Raw genomic sequence first — 23,239 nt, forward strand, 5'->3', positions numbered from 1 at the left:
AAAATAATTTTTTATATTCTTTTGCATATTAATAAAAGATGTACATTTGCACCAAATTTCAGAAACGTAATAAATTAAGATAATTAACTGTTATGGTGATTTCAAACAAACCACTTAGATTCATAGTAGCGACTTTAGTAGCGTGTCTTCCTTTAATTAGTTTTGCAAATCCGGAACAGGATTCTGTGAAAGTAAAAACAGAAGTTGCTCATGAGGCAGCTGAAGGAGCTCATGCTGAACCAACAGATGTAAAATCTGAAATTAAGGAATTTATCAATCATCACCTTTTAGATTCACATTCTTTTACCTTTAATGCGGATAAAGAATCAGGATCACATAATGGTTTCTCATTGCCTGTTATCCTTTGGGACAATGGTTTGCAAGTATTTTCTTCTTCAAAATTTCATTATGGTGAAGAAACAGCAGAGCACAATGGAAACTTCTACGTATTGCACCACGAAAAAATATACAAAACAGAGGCGGACGGAACTTTAACAGAAGGCGAACATGGTCATCCTACTAATGTAACGCCACTTGATTTATCCATCACTAAAAGTGTGGTTGGTATTTTGTTTGTCGCCATTTTAATGTTTATCTTGTTTAAAGGTTTAGCAAAATCATATACTAAAAACGGAGGAATTGCTTCAGGAGCCGGACGCATATTTGAACCGATTGTTTTGTATGTCAGAGACGAAATTGCCATACCAAATATTGGAGAAAAAAATTATAAGAAATACATGAGTTACTTGTTAACGATATTTTTCTTTATTTTATTTCTAAACATTTTAGGGTTAACGCCACTGGGATTCAATATAACGGGAAATATTGCTATAACAGCATCGCTGGCTATTTTGACGTATGTAATTACCACTTTCTCAGCCAATAAAAATTACTGGGCACACATTTTCTGGATGCCAGGGGTGCCAACTCCAATGAAATTTATTTTGGCGCCAATTGAATTATTGGGAACCATCATCAAACCATTTTCATTAATGATCCGTTTGTACGCTAATATTTTAGCAGGACACGTAGTTTTGATGAGTATTATTGGTTTAATGTTTATTTTTAAAAGTTGGATTGGAAGCAGTTTGTCATTTGGATTGGCATTTGTGCTTATGATTCTTGAAATATTAGTAGCTTTTTTACAAGCGTATATTTTCACTATGTTATCCGCACTTTATTTTGGAGCAGGAAACGAAGAGCATCATCACGAAGAGGCTCACCATTAAGTCGAAAGTCAAACGTTGAAAGTTTAAAAGTCACCTTGACTTTATGACATTCGACCTTACAACTTTAGACTATTAATAAAAATGTTTAATTTTTAATTTATATATTATGGAAATTCCAACTATTGTAGGAGCAGGATTGATTGTTATCGGAGCAGGTTTAGGTATTGGTAGAATTGGTGGTTCAGCAATGGACGCTATTGCTCGTCAACCAGAAGCTTCTGGAAAAATCCAAACAGCTATGCTTATCGCAGCTGCACTTATTGAAGGTATTGGTTTTGCTGCGTTATTCGCATCTTAATTAAAACTAAAAAAAACAATAGTTACAACGGTTGGTTGTAACTATTGTTTTTAAAATTAAAACATTACAAATTGCGATTAAAAGCAATTCATACTTTAAAATTTATAATTAGATATAATGGATAAGTTAATAAATGATTTTTCGTTTGGTTTGTTTATTTGGCAAATAGTAATATTTGTAGGATTGATATTCTTGTTAAAAAAATTCGCTTGGAAACCAATTCTGGATGCAGTTAATGATAGAGAAGAAGGAATTAAAAATGCCTTACTATCTGCTGAAAACGCTAGAAAAGAAATGCAAAATCTTCAAGCTGACAACCAACGTATTTTACAAGAAGCAAGATTAGAGCGTGACAACATGCTTAAAGACGCTCGTGAAATAAAAGAGAAAATGGTTGCTGATGCAAAAAAGGAAGCACAGGCTCAAGGATTAAAAATGATCGAGCAAGCGAAAGCAGCAATTGAAAGTGAAAAAAATGCAGCCATGGCCGAATTGAAATTACAAGTTTCAACATTGTCATTGAATATCGCAGAAAAAATATTGAAAGACGAATTATCTAACAAAGAAGCTCAAACTAAATTAGTTGAGAAAATGTTAGGTGATGTAAAGTTAAACTAACAATTATGGCAAGTACAAGAGCAGCAATTCGCTACGCAAAAGCAATTCTAGACTTAGCAAACTCAAAAGGTGTTGCCGAAGTTGTAAATAACGACATGAAATTGATTGCTTCGACAATTAAGGGTAATTTAGAATTGAGTACTTTTATTCAAAACCCGACCATGAAAGTGGAGGTAAAAGAAAAAGCACTGTTAGAAGTTTTTGCCGGTATAAATGGCGTAACTCAAGGGTTGTTTCATTTATTATTTGAAAACAAAAGATTCGAAATTCTAGAAGCAATTGCCATAGAGTACAGTAAATTATCGGATATTATGAATGGTATTGAAGTAGCGCAGGTTACTACAGCGATTCTTATGGATGCAGCATTAGAAGCTAAAGTTTTGGCTAAAATTGCAACACTTTCGGATAAAAAAATCACAATAGAAAATATAGTAGATGCTTCAATCATTGGAGGATTTATTCTTAGAATAGGCGACAAGCAATACAATGCTTCAGTAGCCAACAGATTACAAGTATTAAAAAGAGAGTTAAGTAATTAGTTTTATTGCACATTTAAGTGTCTAAATTATAAATTAAGATGGCGGAAATCAAACCTGCTGAAATTTCAGCAATATTAAGAAAGCAAGTAGAAGGTTTTGAATCTGGTGCTACACTAGAAGAAGTAGGAACAGTACTTCAAGTTGGAGATGGTATTGCTCGTGTTTACGGGCTTTCGAATGTTCAATATGGAGAGTTAGTTGAATTTGACAATGGATTAGAAGCTATTGTTTTGAATCTTGAAGAAGATAATGTAGGTGTAGTTCTTTTAGGACCATCTACAGGAATCAAAGAAGGTTCAACTGCTAAAAGAACACAACGTATTGCTTCTCTTAAAGTAGGAGAACAAATGGTAGGTCGTGTAGTAAACACACTTGGTTTTCCTATTGATGGAAAAGGACCAATCGGTGGAGACTTATACGAAATGCCGTTAGAAAGAAAAGCTCCTGGAGTTATCTTCCGTCAACCCGTTACTGAGCCATTACAAACAGGAATAAAAGCAGTAGATGCTATGATTCCAGTAGGTCGTGGACAACGTGAGCTAGTTATTGGTGACCGTCAAACAGGTAAATCAACTGTTTGTATCGATACTATCTTAAATCAAAAAGAATTTTACGATGCTGGGAAACCAGTATTTTGTATCTATGTTGCTATTGGACAAAAAGCTTCGACTGTAGCAGGAATTGCTAAAATGTTAGAAGAAAAAGGCGCAATGGCATATACCATTATTGTTGCTGCAAATGCTTCTGATCCAGCTCCAATGCAAGTGTATGCTCCTTTCGCAGGTGCTGCAATTGGAGAATATTTTAGAGATTCAGGTCGTCCGGCTTTAATTGTTTATGATGATTTATCTAAACAAGCGGTTGCATACCGTGAGGTTTCTCTGTTATTGAGAAGACCACCGGGACGCGAAGCATATCCTGGAGACGTTTTCTACCTTCACAGTAGATTATTAGAACGTGCTTGTAAAGTAATTGCAGATGATGGAATTGCTAAAGACATGAACGATTTACCAGATTCATTGAAATCAATTGTAAAAGGTGGTGGTTCATTGACGGCGCTGCCAATTATTGAAACTCAAGCTGGTGACGTTTCTGCATACATCCCAACAAACGTAATTTCGATTACAGATGGTCAAATTTTCCTTGATGGAGATTTGTTTAACTCTGGGGTTCGTCCGGCAATTAACGTAGGTATTTCGGTATCTCGTGTTGGAGGAAATGCCCAAATTAAATCAATGAAAAAAGTAGCAGGTACTTTGAAATTGGATCAAGCACAATTCCGTGAATTAGAAGCGTTTGCTAAATTTGGTTCTGATCTTGATGCCGTTACTTTAAATGTAATTGAAAAAGGAAGAAGAAACGTTGAAATCTTGAAACAAGGTTTGAACGATCCATATACTGTTGAAGATCAAGTTGCAATTATCTACGCTGGTTCTAAAAACTTATTGAGAAATGTTCCTGTAAATAAAGTAAGAGAATTTGAGAAAGATTTCTTGGAATTCTTGAACAACAAACACAGAGCAACTCTTGACGCTTTAAAAGCAGGAAAATTAACAGACGAAATTACAGATGTAATTGAATCTGTGGCAAAAGAATTATCAGCAAAATATAACTAAAACTAGTCAAAAGTTGTAAAGTCGAAAGTCTTAAAGTCAGTTTATCTGCTTTTGAGGACTTTAGACTTTATGACTTTACGACATTAGACTAATATAAAATGGCAAATTTAAAGGAAATCCGTAATAGAATTACTTCCGTTTCATCTACGATGCAAATTACATCGGCAATGAAAATGGTTTCTGCAGCAAAGCTAAAGAAAGCACAAGATGCAATCACAGCAATGCGCCCTTATGCCGAAAAATTAACGGAATTATTGCAAAATCTTTCTGCCACGCTTGATGGTGAGATAGGAGGAGAGTTTACCATACAACGAGAGATCAAGAAAGTATTATTAGTTGTAATAACTTCTAACAGAGGTTTAGCGGGTGCTTTTAATACGAATGCAATCAAAGAAGCTAAAAATCGCGCTGAATTTTATACGGGGAAGCAAGTGGATATTTTTGCTATTGGCAAAAAAGGAAATGATGTTTTGAGTAAAACACATTCAGTGGTTGATAATCAAAGCGTTGTTTTTGATGACTTGACTTTTGATGCTGTAGCTAAAATTGCGGATACATTAACGGAGAAATTCGTTTCAGGAGAATATGATAAAATTGAGTTGATTTATAACCAATTTAAAAATGCCGCAACACAAATCGTTCAAACCGAACAATTTTTGCCATTGGCACCTATAAAATCTGATCTTACAGTTTCAACTGGTGATTATATTTTTGAACCTTCAAAAGAAGAAATCGTATTGACTTTAATTCCAAAATCATTAAAAACACAATTGTATAAAGGAATTCGGGATTCATTTGCTTCAGAGCACGGAGCGCGTATGACTGCGATGCATAAAGCAACTGATAATGCAACGGAAATGAGAAATCAATTGAAATTAACATATAATAAAGCACGTCAGGCTTCTATTACTAACGAAATCTTAGAGATTGTTGGTGGTGCCGAAGCGTTGAATGGGTAATAAAGTATTGATTCAAAATATATAAAGAGTCACGCTATGCGTGACTCTTTTTTTGTTTCTAAGGGAATTGCTTAATAATCTTTTTTTTCTTAAACCAATCCTTGTTTATCCCATAAATCATAATACTTTCCTTTTTGTTCTAATAAATCCGTGTGATTTCCGGACTCCACGATAGTGCCATTTTCCATTACCAAAATAGTGTCTGCGTTAGCTATAGTACTCAATCGATGGGCAATGACGATAACTGTTTTTCCCTGAGATTTAAAATTATCAATCACTTCTTTTACAATGTGTTCCGAGTTAGTATCTAATGAAGAAGTGGCTTCATCCATTAATAACACTTCCGGGTTTTTGTACAAGGCTCTTGCTATAGCAATACGTTGTTTTTGTCCTCCAGAGAGCATGGCGCCATTTTCACCAATTTGAGTTTCAAAACCATTGGGCAATTTCTCCACAAACTCTGTAATTCCCAATTGTTTGGACAAATCTAAAATGCGTTGAATATTTGGAAATGAATCGCCTAAAGCAATGTTTTCGATAATGTTCCCCGAAAATAGATTGAGTTGTTGCGGGATTACGCCAATACAATTCCGTAAACTCTGATAATGTATGAATTGAGAATCATATTCTCCAATATAAATTTTTCCTTCTTTTATGGGATATAAGTTTTGCAACAGTGAAATCAGTGTCGTTTTACCACTTCCGCTTTCGCCAACTATAGCTGTGGTTTCATTTTTCTTGAAAACAGCATTAAAATTTTTGAAAACTTCTGTGCGCGAGCCATAACGGAACGTTACATTTTCAAATTTTATATCTCCTATCTTTTCTCTTTGCAATTCGACTTTGTTTTCTGTTTCTTCCCGTTCTAAATCCATTATTTCAAAAAGTCGATCAGCTGCTATGAGTGCATTTTGTGCCGTTTTGTTCATCCCAATCAAGGAAGCAACGGGAGAAGTAAAATACCCAATCAAAGCGTAAAAGGAAAATAATTCCCCTGGAGTAATGGCTCTGTCAATCACATAACCCGAACCAATCCACATTAGAATAACAGTAAATATCGAAGCCAGAAATTGGGTAGAAGTCCCTGCAAAAACACTGTTTAAGCCTGATTTGTAGGTGGTGAACAATAGTTTTACAAATTTATTTTCTGTCTTTAGATTCGAAAATTCTTCGATCCCAAATTCTTTTACGGTTCTGATATGCGTTACACTTTCAACTAATTGTGTTTGTAATTCGGCGGCATTCTCCATGATAACACGTTCTACTTTTTTATTGAATTTATTTAAAATAAAATAAATAGCTCCATAAAATGGAATTACCAAAAGAATCACCAAAGCCAATTTCCAATAGTAGGTAAACATCAACGTAAAGGAAAAAATCACAATGAAGATATTGACAATCATATCAATCGCCACTTCATTGATAAAGGATCTAATTTTTACCGCGTCGCCAATCCGGGATGTGATTTCTCCCACTTGCATCGTGTCAAAAAAACGTTGCGGCAGATGGAGCAAATGTTTGTAGTATCCCAAAATTAATTTGGCATCAATTAATTGCCCCGTTTTCATAACAAAAACACTCTTTTTAGAACCGATGTAGGCTTGCAGTGTAATGATGATAATCATGGAAACACTCAGCAGATTCAGTAAATTTCTGTTGCCTTCCACCAAAACATAATCGGTAATTTTTTGGATATAAATGGACATGGCCAATCCTAAAACGGTAAAAAGTATGGCACCCACCAAAGCCTGAATTAAAATGGTTTTGTGTGGCTGTACCAAATGCCAAAAGCGTTTTAAAGGAGAAACTTTTTCGTTGTATTCCTTAAAATCATCATTCGGGGCAAAAAGAATTAATACGCCAGTCCAGATTTTTTGAAATTCTTCAAAAGTGTAGGTTTGCATTTTCCCGTAAGCAGGATCCATTGCTGTAATTTCCCCTCCCGACCTCCCCGAAGGGGAGGAGACAGAATAAATAACAACATAATGATGCAATTGTTCTTTTACCACCACGTGAGCAATAGCAGGGAGCGGAATTTTATCAATAGCATCGATACCTCCTTTTACTCCTTTGGCAGAAAAACCCATTTTTTCTGCAGCTTCAATTATCCCCAGCACATTGGTACCTCGTTTATCGGTATTGGCAAATTGACGAATTCGGGCTATAGGCAGATTAACTTTGTAATGATTGCCAATAGAAGCGAGACAAGCAGCGCCACAATCTTTGATATCATGTTGTTTTATTTTTATAGAGGCCATTATATAATTAGAAATTAGTAGTTAGAAATTAGTAATTTTGATTTTCTATAAATTAATTTCTTTATGAAAAACGATAATCTTATCCATGTAAAGTCAAAAAAATTTGCAATTAGAATTATCAATACTTTTAAGTATTTACAAACAGAGAAAAAAGAATTTGTTTTGTCTAAACAAATGCTTCGAAGTGGAACAGCAATTGGTGCTTTAATTAAAGAAAGTGAATTTGCCCAAAGCAGAAAAGATTTTCTGAACAAATTGTACATTGCTTTAAAGGAAGCAAACGAAACCCAGTATTGGATTGAACTATTGTTTGAAACGGAATACATTACAAAAATGGAATTTGATTCATTGTCTGCGGATTGTATTGAAATACTAAAACTATTGGTCGCCATAACTAAAAAATTGAAAGAAAGCTTAGAGAACTAGTAATTAGTAAGTAGAAAGTAGAAATTTCAGCAATTGCTAATTACTACTTGCTAATTTCTAATTGTTTCGGGTTGAGCCAATCATCGACTTTGTCAAACAATAAATCAAATAAGCTTCTTCTTGTAATGATGTATCGTGTGGTTAGGGTCATTCCTTTTGTAATTTGGGTTTTGTAACCGGATTGCAATTGCATTGCGGTAGTATTCAGTGCGCATCGTACTTTAAAAAAAGCTTGTTCCCCTTGAATGGTAATATTACGGTCAATATCGATTACTTTTCCTTCTAGCAAACCCCATTGGTTGTAATTGAAAGCATCGAGTTGAAATTTCACCTTTTGATTTTTTCTAATTAAACCTATATCGTTTGGTGAAACGGTGCTTTCTACAATCAATTGATCTATTGCCGAAATAGAGGCTATAGGTTGAGAGGCGTTCAAGAAAGAACCAGCTTGAATTCCTGAGAAATTTTCTATAGTTCCAGATAATGGTGCTGTTATATAATAGTTTTGCGCTTCTACTTTTATTTTTTCTAGGGTGCCGTTTAGGTTTTGAAGTTGCATTTGTAGCTCTCGTTTGCTGTTTTGCCAAAGGCTACGTTGGTTTTTTTCTAAACCAGAAAGTGCTTGCTGAGCATACGTATAATCAAAACTATATTTCTCAAATTCAGCTTTGGCAATTATGCCCTTATCATGCAACTGTTTGTTTCGGTCATATACTATTTTTGATTGGGCAATTTTGCTTTGCAATTCCTCTCTTTTATTATTGTAACTCTGCCACTCTTGCTGCATAGCAAGTGTTTTAAAACCCGTAGCCCTGCCTTGTGTAACTTGAGTTAAATCATGAATTTGATCCTGAATAGTAGCCGCCGTCACTTGATTATTGGCTTTCTCGGTATTTAAATTTTCTTGGGTAATGGCAATCAGGGTATCTCCTTGTTGCACTACTTGGTTATTCTTTATTTTTATAAAAGTTACTTTGCCATTCACTAAGCTACTTACTGGAACATTGTCAGTAGTACTTCGCACGATACCGCGACTCTGACTGCTAATGTCTATTTTGATGACAGGCAATAGTGCCAGAAAAATAAGTATAGCCAGAATCAAGACCAAGTAAATAGAAATACTCTTGGTTTTGTTTTTTGCGATAAGGTTTTCGAGAGTGTTTATGGGATCTTGACTGAAGTTCATTTTTTTTAGTGAATTTATAAGACACGTTTGTATAGATAATAAAAACATGGAGAACCTGCAATCCAACAAACAAATTTCCTTTAACTGATTACTATTTCAATACTAAAAAGACTGCCTAATAAAATAGGCAGTCTCACAATAAAAATCTTGATTTAAAAGTTATTTTTTAACTTTTGAATATGAGCAATTAACGCTCCTAAAGCAATACCTATGATAAATATCTTAAACCAATAAGGAGCTAAGTATTGCATTATTTTATGATAAGTCATTGTGTTAATTTTATGATGTTGCCCAGTCTACAAATTTATAGACGCCATATCCAACTAAAGCACCTACAACAACAACGCCAACAACTGTAGCCCCTGCAGCAGCCACGGCTATCACTGCTGGAGCAAGATAACCTCCTTCAGTCTCTTTGGACTCTTGGATACTAATTTCCTTTAAATTCAACGCTTCTAAATTCATATTTTAATTTTTTGATATTTAACATTATTTTTGTCCTTGAGCAACTGCTGCACCTACACCAACTCCTACCCAAAATGCAGTAGCTACAGTTTCAGCAGATATTGCTATTCCCCATATTAGAAGAGGTATAAACCCACCTTCTGTTCCTTTAACTTCTTGAGCATTAAGCTCCACTAAATTCAAATTATCTAAATTCATTTTTTAAGTTTTTAAAATTACACATTTCATTTCAATAAAAAGTTTCTCGAGAACTTTTGTGCTTGGTTTTTTTTAGAGACCATAGCTTTCAAACTCCTTGCTCTGTTTTTTTTGAAAGGGTTACAGTACAGCTGAATTATTCCCTTATGCTTTGTTTTTTGAGGAACAAATACCTTTACATAAAACCTCATGCTCTGTTTTTTTTGAAAGGGTTACAGTACAGCTGAATTATTCCCTTGTAATTGGCCAATTGATTTAGGAAAGTAATCTACATTTAAAAGTAACGTCTTACTCCAAACGCTTTCACTTTCTTTGTGCCAAAACTAGAGTAAGAAGAGGTTCTAAGCAAACTGTTGTTATCGGAATTCCTGAATTCCGATACTGAATTCACGGAATTCCACAAATTGTATTTTATAAATCACTGAAAATATGCTATTTAAATAATGTAAAAAAATCATTATTTTTAAGATTATTTTAGTGATGTTGCTGTATTTTTGTGCAAAATCTACTGTAATGACTAACCAACGTTTTATTAAAATAGTGCTTTTAATACTGTTTCCTTATTGTTTATTGGCGCAAACGGCTGATAAATTTATCGGAAAAGATTCGTATGAAGATTTAAAAAAAGAGTTTATTTTACAGAAAAGTGATAATAATAAGAAAACATTTATTTCGGAAATCATTTCTAAATCTTATTCTAGAAAAAATAATTTAAGTCTTTCACGGGGTTTTTATCTTTTATCAACATTATACAAAGGAAATAAAGCAATACAATACCTTGATTCATCTATTGCCTATTCAACTAATCAAAATGATTATAATTTTCCAGCATTGTCTTATTCTAGAAAGGCATATGAGTTAAGAATGCAATTTAAGTATAGCAAGGCTTTAGCTAATTATTTCAAAGCAGAAAAATATGCTAAAGACAATAATGAAGATTTAAATTTTTATATCAAGCGGTCAATTGGTGTTTTAAGGTCAGAGGAATTAGGTGAAGTAGAGGAGGCATTGCTACTATATCGTGAATGTTTAAGTTACATAAGAAAAAAAGACATATCATCTTTAAAATACAGTAGCGATTATCACAATCTTTTATTTGTGATTGCCGATGCGCACAAATCATTAAAGAATTTAGACTCTGCTAGTTTTTATAACAAATTAGGGTACAAAGAATCGATTATAACCAACGATAAGTTTTATATACCATATTTTATTTTAAATGAAGGTGCAAATGAAATGTTAAAGAAAAATTACAAAGCATCTTTAGATAGTATAAATAAGGCATTGCCTCAAATAATATTAGATAAAAATTTTGGTAATATACTGGCGTCTTATTTTTATTTAGGAAAGTCGTACGCTGGTATGAGTAGTGAAAAGAAAGCGATTCAAAATTTTATCAAAGTAGATTCCATGTATTTATTAAATAAAAGAATTACACCAGAGTTTATAAGTGGGTATTCCTATTTAATTGAATATTACAAAAAAACTGGAGACAAAGAAAATCAATTAAAATTCTTGAATAAGTTTATGAGTATTGATAGCATATTACAAAGAAACTATAAGCATTTAAATAAAGTTTTAGTCAAAGAATATGACACTCCTCGTTTACTTGCAGAAAAAGAATCCCTTGTACAATCCTTGCAAAACAATGAATCTAGATATTTTATATGGATTTTGATTCTAATAGTAGGTATTGGAGGCTTAATAGGCTACCAATTTTATTCAAAAAAACAATATCAAAAACGATTTGAAGCAATTATTCGTCCTACATCAGTTGATTTTCAGCCTTCTGGTGCTATAAAAAAGGAAGATGATTTTAAACAAGAAAGTAAATCACAAGAATCACGAGGTATAGCAATAGAGGTTGTGGAGCAATTATTAGAGAAGTTAGTCTACTTTGAACGCAATAAGGGATATTTAGAGAATACGATTACCATTCAAAAAGTAGCTTTGCAGTTAAATACAAATACAAAATATTTGTCTAATGTTATTAATGAACATAAAGGAAAAACGTTTGTGCATTATATTAACGATTTGAGAATTACACATGCGGTTGACCAATTGCAAGCCCAAACGAAATTACGAAATTACACCATGCCTTTTTTAGCGAAGGAGTTTGGATTCAATTCTGCCGAAGCTTTTGCTGCGGCTTTTTATAAGAAAAACAAGATTAAGCCTACTTTTTTTCTAAAAGCACTAGAAAATGAAAAATATTCATAACTATTTCGTTTTCAGTTAATTATTTTATATAGCGCTATCGGAATTCACGGAATTCCGCCAATAACTTTTAATTTTTTTTAGCTATTATCAGGCCAAGCTTTTACTTTTGCAACTTGTATAATAAATAAATAATTTTATCACATGAAAACAGAAAAAAAACAAACAAAAACGCAATCAAAGTTCAATTTAGAAAAAATGAAAGTAGCTCAATTGGATAACTTACATTTAATAAATGGTGGTTTTTTAAAATTGACTGGTGACATTGAAACTGTAACTGACTCTTTAATGCCTCCTCCCAATAACTTTAACTTAAAAAAATGAAAAATATTTATTTAATTTTTTTAGTCTGTATAATTTTAAGTTGTGCCACAAAAAAAAATGGAGTTTATGTTTTAAAAAATGAATCAATTAGCTCTGGTTGGCGAAGTTTAGATTCTTTAAATTGGTTTCATAAAGTCAATAAAGATCAAAATGCTTTTATCATTGATTTTATTCAAGTCAAAAAAACATCTAAAAGTAAAGTTCGAAACAATAATGTTGTGGTTGCTATAATTGACACTCCATTAGATACTAATCATGAATATTTAAAGAATAATATTTGGTTCAATAAACATGAAATTCCTTCTAACGGTATAGATGACGATAAAAATGGCTATGTAGACGATATTAATGGTTGGAATTTTATAGGAACAAGAGATAATGGTTATTTAGTTTGGGTTAATTTTGAATTTGTAAGATTTTTGAAAATTTTGAACGCTAATTCTAATCCTCAATTAACTATTCAAAACCTAGGCGGTGATGAATATAAACGTATAATCAACACTTATAACAAGCAATTTGGAGCTTATGACAACTGGTTAAAATCACAACAATACATTGTTGATAATTATCAAATAGCAAAAGATAGCTTAAAAAGATATTTTCCTAATGAAAAGTATTCAATCAAGGAATTAGATAGTTTGTATCTCAAGCATAAAATTAATGATAAAACTTTTAAACAAAGACGTGAAGACAAGGATTATGATATTGGTGCAATGATAGGTTTTATAAAGTCAAGATTGCAAGCAGGAGAGAATACAATTGAGGAAGCTTTAGATACAAGGGTTCGAATAGATTCGATAGTCAACAGAAATCTAAATGTAAATTTTGATGAAAGAATATATATTAAAGGCAATCCTTATTTAGTTAGTAAAGGATATGGAAATGCGACTATCTCAGAAAACAAGGCAGGCAAAAGATCTACGCATAATCATTCAACTAAGGTATCAGGTATTGTATCGATGATTGCAAAAAATAATTTCAAGATAATGCCGTTAGTAATTTCGGCATCAGGTGATGAATACGATCAGGATATAGCTAATGCGATATATTATGCAGTAGATAATGGTGCAAAGGTTATCAATATGTCATTTGGTAAAGAATTTTCTTTATATAAAGAATTGGTAATAGAAGCATTAAAGTATGCAATGAAAAGGGATGTATTGATTGTACATTCTGCGGGTAACAATAAATTCAATATTGACGAAAACCCTTATTATCCGTCAGATACAGAATTTAAGGATGATGCAAAAGAAGTCGTAGATAATTTTATCAATGTAGGCGCCACTACTGCAAAAGCAGACAGTACTTTTGTGGCCTCTTATTCAAATTACGGCAAGAAGAATGTAGATTTATTTGCTCCTGGAGATAAAATTTATACCACAACCGCAGGCAATAGTTATGGCTATGATTCAGGTACTTCACTTGCAGCACCCATGGTTTCTGGAACAGCGGCTTTAATATGGTCGTATTATCCTAAACTAACAGCTAAGGAGGTTAAACAAATTATTCTAGAATCAGGAACGGCTTACGATTTAGACGTTTTGGTCCCTGGTGGAGAGGGCAAAAAAATCAAATTTAGTGAATTATCTAAATCAGGAAAAGTATTAAATGTCTATAACGCGATGCAACTCGCTGAGAAAGTGAGTAAAAAGAAACGATAATGCACCACTATCAAGTTCGTCCTTTCTCGCACTATGTTTTAAGAACCCCTTTATTTCCATTGCCTTTCTATTTTGATTTATTGGAAAATTATTCCGAAGAGGCCTTATTGCTGCAGTTTGAAAACCCTTATGTTAGAGAAGCCATTCGTATGGCTTCACCGGAACTACTAACAGCTTTAAAAAAATGGAAAGCTGATCCTTCCAGTGTATCACCTAAAAAAAGGGAGAGTTTGCAGCTTAGTTTACTGAAATACATTGCGCGAATATCAACTCGTTGTACTCCTTTCGGGTTATTTGCGGGTTGTTCAGTTGGAAAAATAGCTTCTGAAACGAACATTATACTCAATTCAACTGAAAATTTTAGTCGTTTTACACAATTTGACATGCAATTTTGGGTGGCATTATTACGAGAATTTGCTAAAAGAGAAGAAGTTATACCTTATCTTAAATATTATCCTAATAATTCGATCTATGCTCTTGGGGATTTTTACCGCTATGTTGATTACAACTATGTAAAAACAAAAAGAGTCCATACCATTTCAGCATTGCGAAAAACAGCCCTTTTAAGTGAATTAGTGCTTAAAGCAACATCAGGGATGACTGTTGATGAAATGGTTTGTCTTCTTGCCGATGATGATTCTGAAACCGCAGAAGCTTTAGAATATATTAATCAGCTTATCGATTTTCAGTTTCTTGTAAGTGAATTGGATGCAACAGTTACAGGTAGTGATGAATGGGGACGCGTTTTTTCTATCATCGATAAAATTCCGAACTTAAAAAAAGATTCTCAACTTTTGCAAAGTATAAGAACTCAATTTTTAGTATTAGACCAAACGCTTGTTCCTTCTGAAAAAGACTATGAAGCGATACAGGATTTAATTGAGAAAACAGGTGTGGAGTTTGATGAAAAATATCTTTTTCAAACTGATTTAAATACGACCGCTTCCGTAAATACTTTGAGTACTAGTTCACAAAATAAAGTCTTCCAAGCGGTTCGTTTTTTAAACGGAATTCAAAAGCAAAAGAAGTCTGAAAACCATACTAATTTTATAAAAGCATTCACACAAAGGAATGAATCAAGAGAAATGCCTTTGACAACTGTTTTAGATACTGAAACGGGAATTGGGTATCTTCAAAATTCTGAAATGAATGATACGCATGAGATTTTGGAGCATTTTTCTTTTAAAAGTAAAGTTCAAGAAACAATCCTCGAACCTTGGACGGCTTATGATTTTATAATGGAGAAGAAACTTCAGCAATGTATTCTTAAAAATGAAGAAGCAGTATCGCTTTCTGAAAAGGATTTTCCGGATTTTGATCCTAGTTGGAATAATGCACCAGCTACTTTCTCGGTAATGATTGAAATTGCATTGCATCAAGAAAAAGAAATCATATCAATTGAATCTTCGGGGGATGTTAGTGCCGCCAAACTATTAGGGCGTTTTTGTAATGGAAATGATGCTATTTTCAATTTAACCAATGAAGTTGTAGCCAAAGAAGCGACCTATCATTCTGATAAAATTTTAGCAGAGATTGTTCATATTCCGGAATCAAGAACTGGTAATATATTAAGAAGACCTGTTTTAAGAGCATTTGAAATTGCCTATTTGGCTAATTCGGCAGCAACTAAAGACTACACGATTGACTTAAATGATTTAATGATTTCGATACGCAACAACAAAATTATTTTGCGATCTAAGAAACACAATAAAGAAGTTATTCCTTGTTTGTCAAATGCCCATAATTATGTTACTAAATCGCTGCCTGTTTATCATTTTTTATGTGATTTACAGTCGCAAGATGTAAAGCCTATTTACAGTTTCAGTTGGGGTGTTTTAGAAACGCATTATGATTTTTTTCCAAGGGTTGAATATAACGGAGTACTACTTTCAAAATCAAAATGGATCGTAAGTAAAACTGAAATTATGCCTTTTTATAAAATGGATGGCATTCTATTATTTGAAGCTTTTTCGATTTGGAGAAAACAACGAAGCATTCCTAGTCTTGTAAATTGGGCTCATTTTGACAACACATTGTTACTTGATTTTGAGACAAATATAGGGATTCAATTATTTTTGAAATCAGTTGTAAATCATGTTAAAATCACTTTAGAAGAATTTCTATTTACAGAGGAATCTGTGGTGAAAAACGCAAAAGGTGAAAATTTTGCCAATCAGTTCATTCTATCCTATTATAAAGACCAATTGTAAAGTATGAAAAGGGATTTTTGCATAGGAAGTGAATGGCTGTATTATAAAATATACACTGGAGTAAAAACAGCAGATCTTATATTATCTGAAAAGTTGTATCCCTTAATTTTAGATTTACAAAAGGAAAAGATAATTGCCAAATGGTTTTTTATTCGGTATAACGATCCTGATTCGCATCTTCGTCTTCGTTTTTTAGTAACCAAACCAGAAGCAATAGCTACCATTATCAGTTCATTCCATCCTGTTTTTGAGAAGTTATTGGTCAACCATTTAGTTTGGAAAGTACAAACGGATACTTATAAGAGAGAATTGGAGCGGTACGGAGAGGCTACCATGGTAGATTCTGAGACTTTGTTTGGGTATCATAGTGAGTTGATTGTAGCCTATTTAAAGCATAAATCCAATTTTGAGGTAGCAGCACAGCTATTGTTTGGACTGTTTACAATTCATCATTTTTTAGAAAGTTTTCAGTTATCAATGTCTGAAAAACATGAATTGATGCGCCGGTTACAAATGAATTTTAAAAAAGAATTTAATGCCGATGCGGCCACAAATAAGGGACTAGATACCCAATACCGCAAGCGTGAAGTAGAAATTACTGCCTTGCTACTAGGCAAAACGGACTTGCCATTTGAAGTATTAACTCCCTTCATAGAAACTAAAATATCAGAAATTGCTTTGTTAAGTTCCAACATAAAAAGTCAGTTGGAGATTCCTCTTTTTGATTTTTTAAGCAGCCATATTCACATGATGGTTAATCGTCAGTTTACCTCCCGCCAACGACAATATGAGCTCCTGATATACGACCATTTGTATCGGTTTTATAAAACTCAGGAGCTCAGAAGGCATTAAAAATTGGGATTGACTTTTGAGTTAAGCCCTTTTGCTCTATAATACAATAGAATGTTTTAGTTAAAAATCAGTGACAACAAATTTACCATTTGTAATATTGTGAATCAAAGCGCCTTTATTATAAACTTGCAGATTCATTTCGCCTCTAGTTACTTTTTCTTCATTTATAGTTGTATGCTCAAGAATTGTGTAACTGCCAGCTGTTTGGTATTTTTTCCAATCAATATCTCTAATCCACAATAACTGGGTAGCTCTAAATATGCCAACATATTGATCAAAATCAATTCTGTTCTCTATTGTATTTTGGTCAAATTTATACGTGCCTACTGCTAAATTTGGCAATTTAATTTTAGATTTAATTAAAGCTCTAAATCCGTTATCTGTGTAAAAGTACATTTGATATGGATTATTTAATAGTTTCGGATCATATTCGCCAAAATGAAATGCGGTAAAAAAACTTAAAGCAGTTCCTTTAAAATTCATATTTGTAAAAGTATATGGGCACTCGGTAGTTCTTACATTATTACTAGTTACCGACCCTTCGATATATTTTCTTTTTTTATCAATGTCTAATTCATCATAGTAAGATTGTTCTAATAGATATCCTTTAAAATCAAAATGAAGGTACTTTTTTGTTTCATCGTAGTTGAAATTTGATATTGTCATTAAGCCTTTAGGGTTAAAATCGGCAGATTCAAAATGTGCATTTTGATTTCTATAGTCAAAAAGTGTAATATTTTTTAACGTACCATTTTTCAATAGCGAGAATTCAATTCTAAAACCTGGATTTTTATTGTTTTGATAGCTACAACTAAAAAATAAACTTTCACAACTTTCGTTGGAGCCGATGCGACTATTTATTAAATTTAACTGTTCATTGTCAATTTTAATATTTAGAGAATTCACAACTTCTTCTTTAAGAACTTCTTCTCTTTCACAAGATGCTATAAAAAGGAATAAAAGCAAACTATTTGCTTTTATTAAAAACCACCTACAGTACTTACCGTAGGTGGATATGTTTTTTTTTGTGCCTACCATTGAACTTGAATTGGTCTTACTTGAAACTCTACTTTACCAGTATAATATGTTCTTGTAGCAAATTGCCCAGTATTAGGATTTTTATTTACTACATTATCGTAAAAAGGAATTACAGAGTCGAATAAATTGTTGCTTTTCGTTGTTCTTTTGACGATATAATCATTTGATTTTGATTCTTCAATTGACGCTCCATATTTCGTGTTCACTTTAACAACCTCAAAAATTGTCCCGCTTAATTCGGTAGAAAAGTTAGCATTGAATTTTGAGCTTATTGATTGTTTAGTTTCAATTATTAATGGATCATCTACTTCTTCAAAAGAAAATTTCCATTCATTTGAAAATCTATTTAAATCCCACGTTTGAAATTCTAACACTGTACCGTAATTATTATTCAAAAAATTTATAGTTTTTAAGCCAATTATAGTTGTACGAATGTAAGTTTTTTTGAAAGGCCAATTAAATCTGCTGTATGCTTCATGTTTTAATTCAAATAAATCAGACGGTTTAGCAAAAAAGCCTTTTTTATCTGATTCACCAGTGTTTGATGCTTTTGATCCATAAAAGCAATAAATCATAAATTCAAATTGTCCGTCTGTCCATCCGGAGGAGCTATTGAGTCTATAATCAGTTACTTGTTTTGGGTCATCTGTGTTTGAAATAGTATTAAATGCTCCTTGTGCATCATTTCCCGACATTTTGAAAGAGGTTATGTATTCTCTATACTTCCCACCACTAATTGCTCCTTTTTGCTTGCTAGGAGTCAATCCATAATAGATGTTGTCTCTTTGCCAACCCTCTGATGCAGTACCTTCCCAAACATTGTAAGCATCCTTTAAAAATTGACTTTAGCACCATCATTTTTTATGTTGGAAAATAGCAAAATTACTGAACATTTCTATTCGATTTGCTACATAACAAGTAACAATCATTACGTTATAATTTTACTCTTAAAGTAGGTAATATAGCTATGGTTTCAACACCATTTAATGAATAATACAACTTGCTTTTTAAACCAAGTTCAGCATAACTATTGAGTTTGAAATAATATTCTAAAGATCCAAATAAACCCAAATTGTCTGCTCGATTTTTTTCGTTTATTAACACAAACACAGTATTGTTATCAATATTAGTAATATCGCTTCTGTTCATATTTTCAATAAAATAGTATGCTCCAAGCGTAAACTGCAAATTGTTTTTAAAAACGGTTCTAAAATGAACATCATAAAAGTCTTTGGTATGAATGTTTCTATAGTTTTGTAAAACCAAACCAGTATTGGTTGAAGTAAGTATTACACCATCATCTATATTTTTTGCATGCTGTAACCTAGAATAACCTAATCCAATGTAGCGGTCTTTAGGTAATTTAAAATCAAAATTTATTTCATAAAACGAGCCAATATTTGGCAATTCAAAAGGTACGGGATCATCTAAAAAGGATTTGGAGTACTCGATGTAGGATAGACCATAAGAGAACGAAATTTCAATTTTTTGTTCTTTGTTTTCTTGAGCAAATAAAGAAGTTGAAAGAAAAAATATAGTTAATAGTAGTCTATTTTTCATAGGATTAGATTTTATAAGTAACTGTTTTTTAATTTTAATGAATGTTTTATTGAATCATTTTTCTAAAAATAATTTTATGATAATTAGAATCTTTTACCAATATTTAAAGTAAGGTTATAGTGGTTAGGATACACCGGAATTGAGTTAATTTTTTTTTCGCCAATAGGCATTAAATAGTACGGACTGATACCAACAAAGTAATTCTTATAAAATGTACATTGAAATTGTAATCCTAAGGTATAATAAAAAGTATTTAAATTACCTGAAGTGGTTCCATTTTCATAAGTAAGTATCTGTCCATTATTAAAATCATAAGTCCAATTTTTTACATCATGCGCTCTAGAATATGAAAACAAATAGCCAGCACCTAAATTAAAATTAAATAAAAACCGATCATTATTAACAAATAGATAATCTATCTTAGTTCCTACAGTAACAGTATTTATTTTTGACCAAAGCGAATTAAAATATACACCTGAGTAGGTTTGATCCATTAAATAATTATCGACTGCTGTTGCATCATCAAAAAAACGAGGAAAATCATTACTTTGATTGTATTCTAAATACAAATCAAATGCAAAAGACTGAGAAAATCTATTTTGATAATTTAAACCTAGTGAAAAATTATTTAAGTTGCTTTCTTTATCAGGAAACCAAGGTTTGCCAATTGACACATAAACGCTTTCGTTTTGAGCAGATGAGATTGTAAAAATAAAGATAAATAAAACTGTAAAATTTTTTTTCATAACAACATAAATGTAGATGCTGTACCAAAGATACAGCATCTAATTAATAATTAAAGGTCGGTATAATAGTGTTTAAAGTAGTAATCTACAATGCCATTTTTCTTCACATTATAATCCACACCACCATCACTGACTGTTTCACCAGTAGCGCCAAGACCTACAATAGTTGCTAAAACAATTCTACGTGAGATTTCTGCATTTGTCCTAAACTTTGCATTACCGACTGAAACATTAATTTTAGCTGAACCGCTTGCCTCGGCATTTGGTTTAATTTTACCATCTTCAAGTTTAAAACCTGACTTCATGGAAAGTTCAAAAGATGCTGTAGCCTTCAAGTTATGTATGGAAAAAATAGCGAAATCCTGTGTATTTTCGCTCATGTTCCAATCTTGGTCAAATTCAGCACCAAAATCAACCCAATTTTTATCTTTGACATCTGAATTCTTTTACAATATAATCTTTTGGAGAAGCTGTTATTGTGCCATCTGCGTTTTGTGTGACAGAACCATCAGTTGTGCCGCGGTAAAATCTCAACTTTTGATGTGTGCCACCAAACCCCATGTAACCAGTTCCATTTATTCTTATTCTTGGGATATAGGAACTGATACCATCTGTTTCGGGAATATTATTATGATTGGTATTTGTTGTCAGTAATGTTGTTGTTGGTATTGTATTGTTATTATTAGTAAATCCACTAGGATTGTAAACCATGAATTGATTCTCACTAGTTATCAGTTCATTATTTTGGTCTAAAGGTGTAGGTAACAGTTCTATAAAATTACAAGGTCTACCAGCAATATCACATGGATCTATAGGTACGATTACATAAACGGGATTGTTATCTAAAAAATTGTTATCAAGATTATTAATAATTTCATAATCACTGTAGCCTGTATTAAATTGAAATCCGATGTTTGTTTGCGAATTGTTTAGCGGATCGAATGAAACATAATATTCTTGTGCATTTTGATCATCATTTTCATATTCAGGATCAAATGGAAAAAAAATTTGTAATTCCTGTGAAACAAGAAGATTAGTTAATTCATCTGCAATAAACGCTGTAGATCTAAAATTGTTCTTAGAAGTTAAGTTTTTGTCCAAAATTTCTTTAATTGTTTTATAATCATTAGAATTATTTTCAAACTCTTTTCTTAAAGCATTTTTAAAAATATTTTGCTTTCTTAAATTATTTATTTGGTTTTTGAACGTAGCTTGTTCATTTTTTCTTAAACCTTCTTCTTGTTCAAGTAAGTATGCAAAAGATACAATATTTGCATCTTTGTCAACTTCTTTCATTTTGTTATTTAAAGCGTTTTTGACTTCAGAGTCAGTTAATAACTTGCCTAACAAAATAGCAGTTTCTTGTACTAACTTCTGTTTTGAATTTAAATTTGTTTTTTCTAGTGTTTCACTATTGTTTTCAGTAGAACAACTGATTACCAAGAGGCAGAAGGAAAGTAGGAATATACTTTTTCTCATTATAAATTTTGTTCTCATTTAAGATTGTTTTAATTGTTTTAAATTGATAAATTTTAGATAAGTAGCTACAATATCATTTTAGAAAAAAAACTTAATTCTAAATAACGTCTTACTAAGAACTTATTTGTTTTTCTTGACTCCAAAACTACCCTCATATATTTTAACATACAAACACTTGTTATCGGAATTCACGGAATTCCGTGTCTTAATTCCGTGAATATTTTTTTAAAATACCTGAACATCAATAATTTGAAAACATGATTTTTTCTATGAATTTAAGCTATAAGCTCTAATTTTAGGTGTTGCGCGATAAATGACACTTATTAAACTTCAAAATTTTCAATTAGATTTCTCAAAAATTTACCCTATCATCACTTTCAATCTCATTCCTTTTTCTCTAATTTTACATTTTTGAAAAGCAAATATGAAATTAGAAATTAGAGAACTGACCACTAAACAGGAAATGTTAGCTCAATATGAAGTTATGCTACATTTATATACGAATTTCACTTTAGACAAATACGATGCGTATCTCACAGAGATGATCCCACACAACTACAAGCAAATTGCCGTTTTTGAAGGTGATGTATGTGTTGGACTCTCTGGATTGTGGTCAGGAACTAAACTCTGGTCTGGCAAGTATTTAGAAATTGATAATTTTATTGTACACCCAGATCACCGCAAAAAAGGAATTGGCAAAATGTTGACGGATTATGTTGATGCTTTGGCAAAAAAAACGGGCTGTACGATGATCGTTTTAGATGCCTTTACCGGAAATTTCACCGCACATCGCTTTTATTACAACCAAGGTTACGTACCCAAAGGGTTTCACTTTCTTAAAATTTTAAACGAAGAAGGTCTAAGTTAAAGAGAAAATTATGAAAGGATATAAAATAATTTTTTTCTCTGTGATTACCGCTATCAGCCTTACTTTTTGTGCTATGAAACACGAACTTCAAACGGAATTCCCTCAAGAAATACAATCAGTATTCTACCAAAAAGTGAAAAAAGATACGGAAAGCAGCGTGATCAATTTTTATATCGAATTCAAAAAACCGCTTGCGGCAAACATCAAATTGGAGAAAATCTATTTTCACAATCAAGAATCTCTAGTTCAGGAAATTACACCAAAAGACTTTAAATCTTCATTTTTACAAAGCAATAAAAAAGAAGATTTGATTATGGATATAAATCCCACCAAAGAATATTGCAACAAAGCACCTATAATTTCAAAGACCAAATTCGATATCAAATCCACAGAAGCAGTATTAAAATACAAGCTAAAAAATAAAACGTATTATTTGAAAATCTCCAATGTCTTCGAAAAACCGCTCTAATTAAAATCTTCAAATCAAATATT

General features: G+C 32.3%; 24 protein-coding genes. 14 read left to right on the forward strand and 10 right to left on the reverse strand.

The features are described from left to right. Positions 1–92: 92 nt before the first annotated feature. The 6 genes from atpB (at position 93) to atpG (ending at position 5,259) form a co-directional block, all read left to right on the forward strand. Positions 93–1,229, forward strand: coding sequence for a F0F1 ATP synthase subunit A (gene atpB / locus EKL96_RS02425; RefSeq protein ID WP_126457783.1), 1,137 nt, complete (start codon positions 93–95; stop codon positions 1,227–1,229). Between the two features lie 106 nt (positions 1,230–1,335). Next, positions 1,336–1,527 (forward strand): ATP synthase F0 subunit C, encoded by a 192-nt coding sequence (atpE, locus tag EKL96_RS02430; protein ID WP_073353856.1) that lies wholly within the window; start codon positions 1,336–1,338, stop codon positions 1,525–1,527. Positions 1,528–1,644: 117 nt separating this feature from the next. Beyond that, complete coding sequence (locus EKL96_RS02435) at positions 1,645–2,145, forward strand: F0F1 ATP synthase subunit B (RefSeq protein WP_126457784.1); 501 nt, start codon at positions 1,645–1,647, stop codon at positions 2,143–2,145. Between the two features lie 5 nt (positions 2,146–2,150). Then, entirely contained in the window at positions 2,151–2,684 is a 534-nt protein-coding gene (gene atpH / locus EKL96_RS02440; protein ID WP_126455011.1) for an ATP synthase F1 subunit delta, read from the forward strand. Positions 2,685–2,722: 38 nt separating this feature from the next. Beyond that, a complete protein-coding gene (gene atpA, locus EKL96_RS02445) occupies positions 2,723–4,300 on the forward strand; it encodes a F0F1 ATP synthase subunit alpha (RefSeq protein WP_126457785.1) in 1,578 nt (525 codons plus the stop codon). Positions 4,301–4,398: 98 nt separating this feature from the next. Next, positions 4,399–5,259, forward strand: coding sequence for an ATP synthase F1 subunit gamma (gene atpG, locus EKL96_RS02450; protein ID WP_126457786.1), 861 nt, complete (start codon positions 4,399–4,401; stop codon positions 5,257–5,259). 89 nt (positions 5,260–5,348) lie between these two features. On the opposite strand, the gene EKL96_RS02455 is transcribed toward atpG, so the two are convergent. Further along, positions 5,349–7,517 carry a peptidase domain-containing ABC transporter gene (locus tag EKL96_RS02455; RefSeq protein WP_126457787.1) on the reverse strand — a complete coding sequence of 723 codons (2,169 nt, stop codon included), beginning with the start codon at positions 7,515–7,517 and terminating at the stop codon, positions 5,349–5,351. Positions 7,518–7,580: 63 nt separating this feature from the next. Here EKL96_RS02455 and EKL96_RS02460 point away from each other — a divergent pair, with 63 nt between their 5' ends. Next, positions 7,581–7,943 carry a four helix bundle protein gene (locus EKL96_RS02460; RefSeq protein WP_126457788.1) on the forward strand — a complete coding sequence of 121 codons (363 nt, stop codon included), beginning with the start codon at positions 7,581–7,583 and terminating at the stop codon, positions 7,941–7,943. Between the two features lie 43 nt (positions 7,944–7,986). Here the strand turns inward: EKL96_RS02460 and EKL96_RS02465 are convergent, their stop codons facing one another. From EKL96_RS02465 to EKL96_RS14390, 3 genes are all read right to left on the reverse strand, one after another. Beyond that, positions 7,987–9,129 (reverse strand): HlyD family secretion protein, encoded by a 1,143-nt coding sequence (locus EKL96_RS02465; RefSeq protein WP_199739563.1) that lies wholly within the window; start codon positions 9,127–9,129, stop codon positions 7,987–7,989. Positions 9,130–9,408: 279 nt separating this feature from the next. Continuing rightward, positions 9,409–9,594 (reverse strand): hypothetical protein, encoded by a 186-nt coding sequence (locus EKL96_RS14270; protein ID WP_091259184.1) that lies wholly within the window; start codon positions 9,592–9,594, stop codon positions 9,409–9,411. A gap of 24 nt (positions 9,595–9,618) precedes the next feature. Continuing rightward, positions 9,619–9,792, reverse strand: coding sequence for a bacteriocin (locus EKL96_RS14390; RefSeq protein WP_231507447.1), 174 nt, complete (start codon positions 9,790–9,792; stop codon positions 9,619–9,621). Between the two features lie 513 nt (positions 9,793–10,305). On the opposite strand from EKL96_RS14390, the gene EKL96_RS02480 reads away from it, so the two are divergent. From EKL96_RS02480 to EKL96_RS02500, 5 genes are all read left to right on the forward strand, one after another. After that, on the forward strand, positions 10,306–12,012 hold the full coding sequence (locus tag EKL96_RS02480) for a helix-turn-helix domain-containing protein (RefSeq protein ID WP_158614838.1): 1,707 nt from the start codon (positions 10,306–10,308) through the stop codon (positions 12,010–12,012). Positions 12,013–12,153: 141 nt separating this feature from the next. Next, the gene (locus EKL96_RS02485) at positions 12,154–12,333 is read left to right on the forward strand and encodes a hypothetical protein (protein ID WP_126457790.1); all 180 of its coding nucleotides are present in this window, start codon (positions 12,154–12,156) and stop codon (positions 12,331–12,333) included. Beyond that, positions 12,330–13,994, forward strand: a complete 1,665-nt coding sequence (locus tag EKL96_RS02490) for a S8 family serine peptidase (protein ID WP_126457791.1) — start codon at positions 12,330–12,332, stop codon at positions 13,992–13,994. Before EKL96_RS02485 ends, EKL96_RS02490 begins: the two co-directional genes overlap by 4 nt. Further along, positions 13,994–16,204 (forward strand): lantibiotic dehydratase family protein, encoded by a 2,211-nt coding sequence (locus EKL96_RS02495; protein ID WP_126457792.1) that lies wholly within the window; start codon positions 13,994–13,996, stop codon positions 16,202–16,204. The genes EKL96_RS02490 and EKL96_RS02495 overlap by 1 nt, the downstream gene beginning before the upstream one ends. A gap of 3 nt (positions 16,205–16,207) precedes the next feature. Then, the gene (locus EKL96_RS02500; RefSeq protein WP_126457793.1) at positions 16,208–17,056 is read left to right on the forward strand and encodes a thiopeptide-type bacteriocin biosynthesis protein; all 849 of its coding nucleotides are present in this window, start codon (positions 16,208–16,210) and stop codon (positions 17,054–17,056) included. 60 nt (positions 17,057–17,116) lie between these two features. On the opposite strand, the gene EKL96_RS02505 is transcribed toward EKL96_RS02500, so the two are convergent. The 6 genes from EKL96_RS02505 to EKL96_RS02530 all read right to left on the reverse strand — a co-directional run bounded on the left by EKL96_RS02505 (position 17,117) and on the right by EKL96_RS02530 (position 21,897). Further along, positions 17,117–18,094, reverse strand: coding sequence for a hypothetical protein (locus tag EKL96_RS02505; RefSeq protein WP_126457795.1), 978 nt, complete (start codon positions 18,092–18,094; stop codon positions 17,117–17,119). Continuing rightward, positions 18,088–18,858, reverse strand: coding sequence for a hypothetical protein (locus tag EKL96_RS02510; protein WP_126552889.1), 771 nt, complete (start codon positions 18,856–18,858; stop codon positions 18,088–18,090). Before EKL96_RS02510 ends, EKL96_RS02505 begins: the two co-directional genes overlap by 7 nt. A gap of 169 nt (positions 18,859–19,027) precedes the next feature. After that, positions 19,028–19,654 (reverse strand): hypothetical protein, encoded by a 627-nt coding sequence (locus EKL96_RS02515; RefSeq protein WP_126457799.1) that lies wholly within the window; start codon positions 19,652–19,654, stop codon positions 19,028–19,030. Positions 19,655–19,737: 83 nt separating this feature from the next. After that, positions 19,738–20,400: a hypothetical protein gene (locus EKL96_RS02520; RefSeq protein WP_091259556.1), complete on the reverse strand. Its 663-nt coding sequence runs from the start codon at positions 20,398–20,400 to the stop codon at positions 19,738–19,740. A 50-nt stretch (positions 20,401–20,450) separates the two neighbouring features. Next, positions 20,451–20,780, reverse strand: coding sequence for a hypothetical protein (locus EKL96_RS02525; protein WP_126457801.1), 330 nt, complete (start codon positions 20,778–20,780; stop codon positions 20,451–20,453). Positions 20,781–20,823: 43 nt separating this feature from the next. Further along, positions 20,824–21,897, reverse strand: a complete 1,074-nt coding sequence (locus EKL96_RS02530) for a hypothetical protein (protein ID WP_126457803.1) — start codon at positions 21,895–21,897, stop codon at positions 20,824–20,826. Between the two features lie 406 nt (positions 21,898–22,303). On the opposite strand from EKL96_RS02530, the gene EKL96_RS02535 reads away from it, so the two are divergent. Beyond that, the gene (locus EKL96_RS02535) at positions 22,304–22,747 is read left to right on the forward strand and encodes a GNAT family N-acetyltransferase (RefSeq protein WP_126457805.1); all 444 of its coding nucleotides are present in this window, start codon (positions 22,304–22,306) and stop codon (positions 22,745–22,747) included. A 10-nt stretch (positions 22,748–22,757) separates the two neighbouring features. Next, positions 22,758–23,216, forward strand: coding sequence for a hypothetical protein (locus tag EKL96_RS02540; protein WP_126457807.1), 459 nt, complete (start codon positions 22,758–22,760; stop codon positions 23,214–23,216). Positions 23,217–23,239: the final 23 nt, after the last annotated feature.

This window comes from Flavobacterium sp. LS1R10 (assembly GCF_003968825.1).
GTDB lineage: Bacteria > Bacteroidota > Bacteroidia > Flavobacteriales > Flavobacteriaceae > Flavobacterium.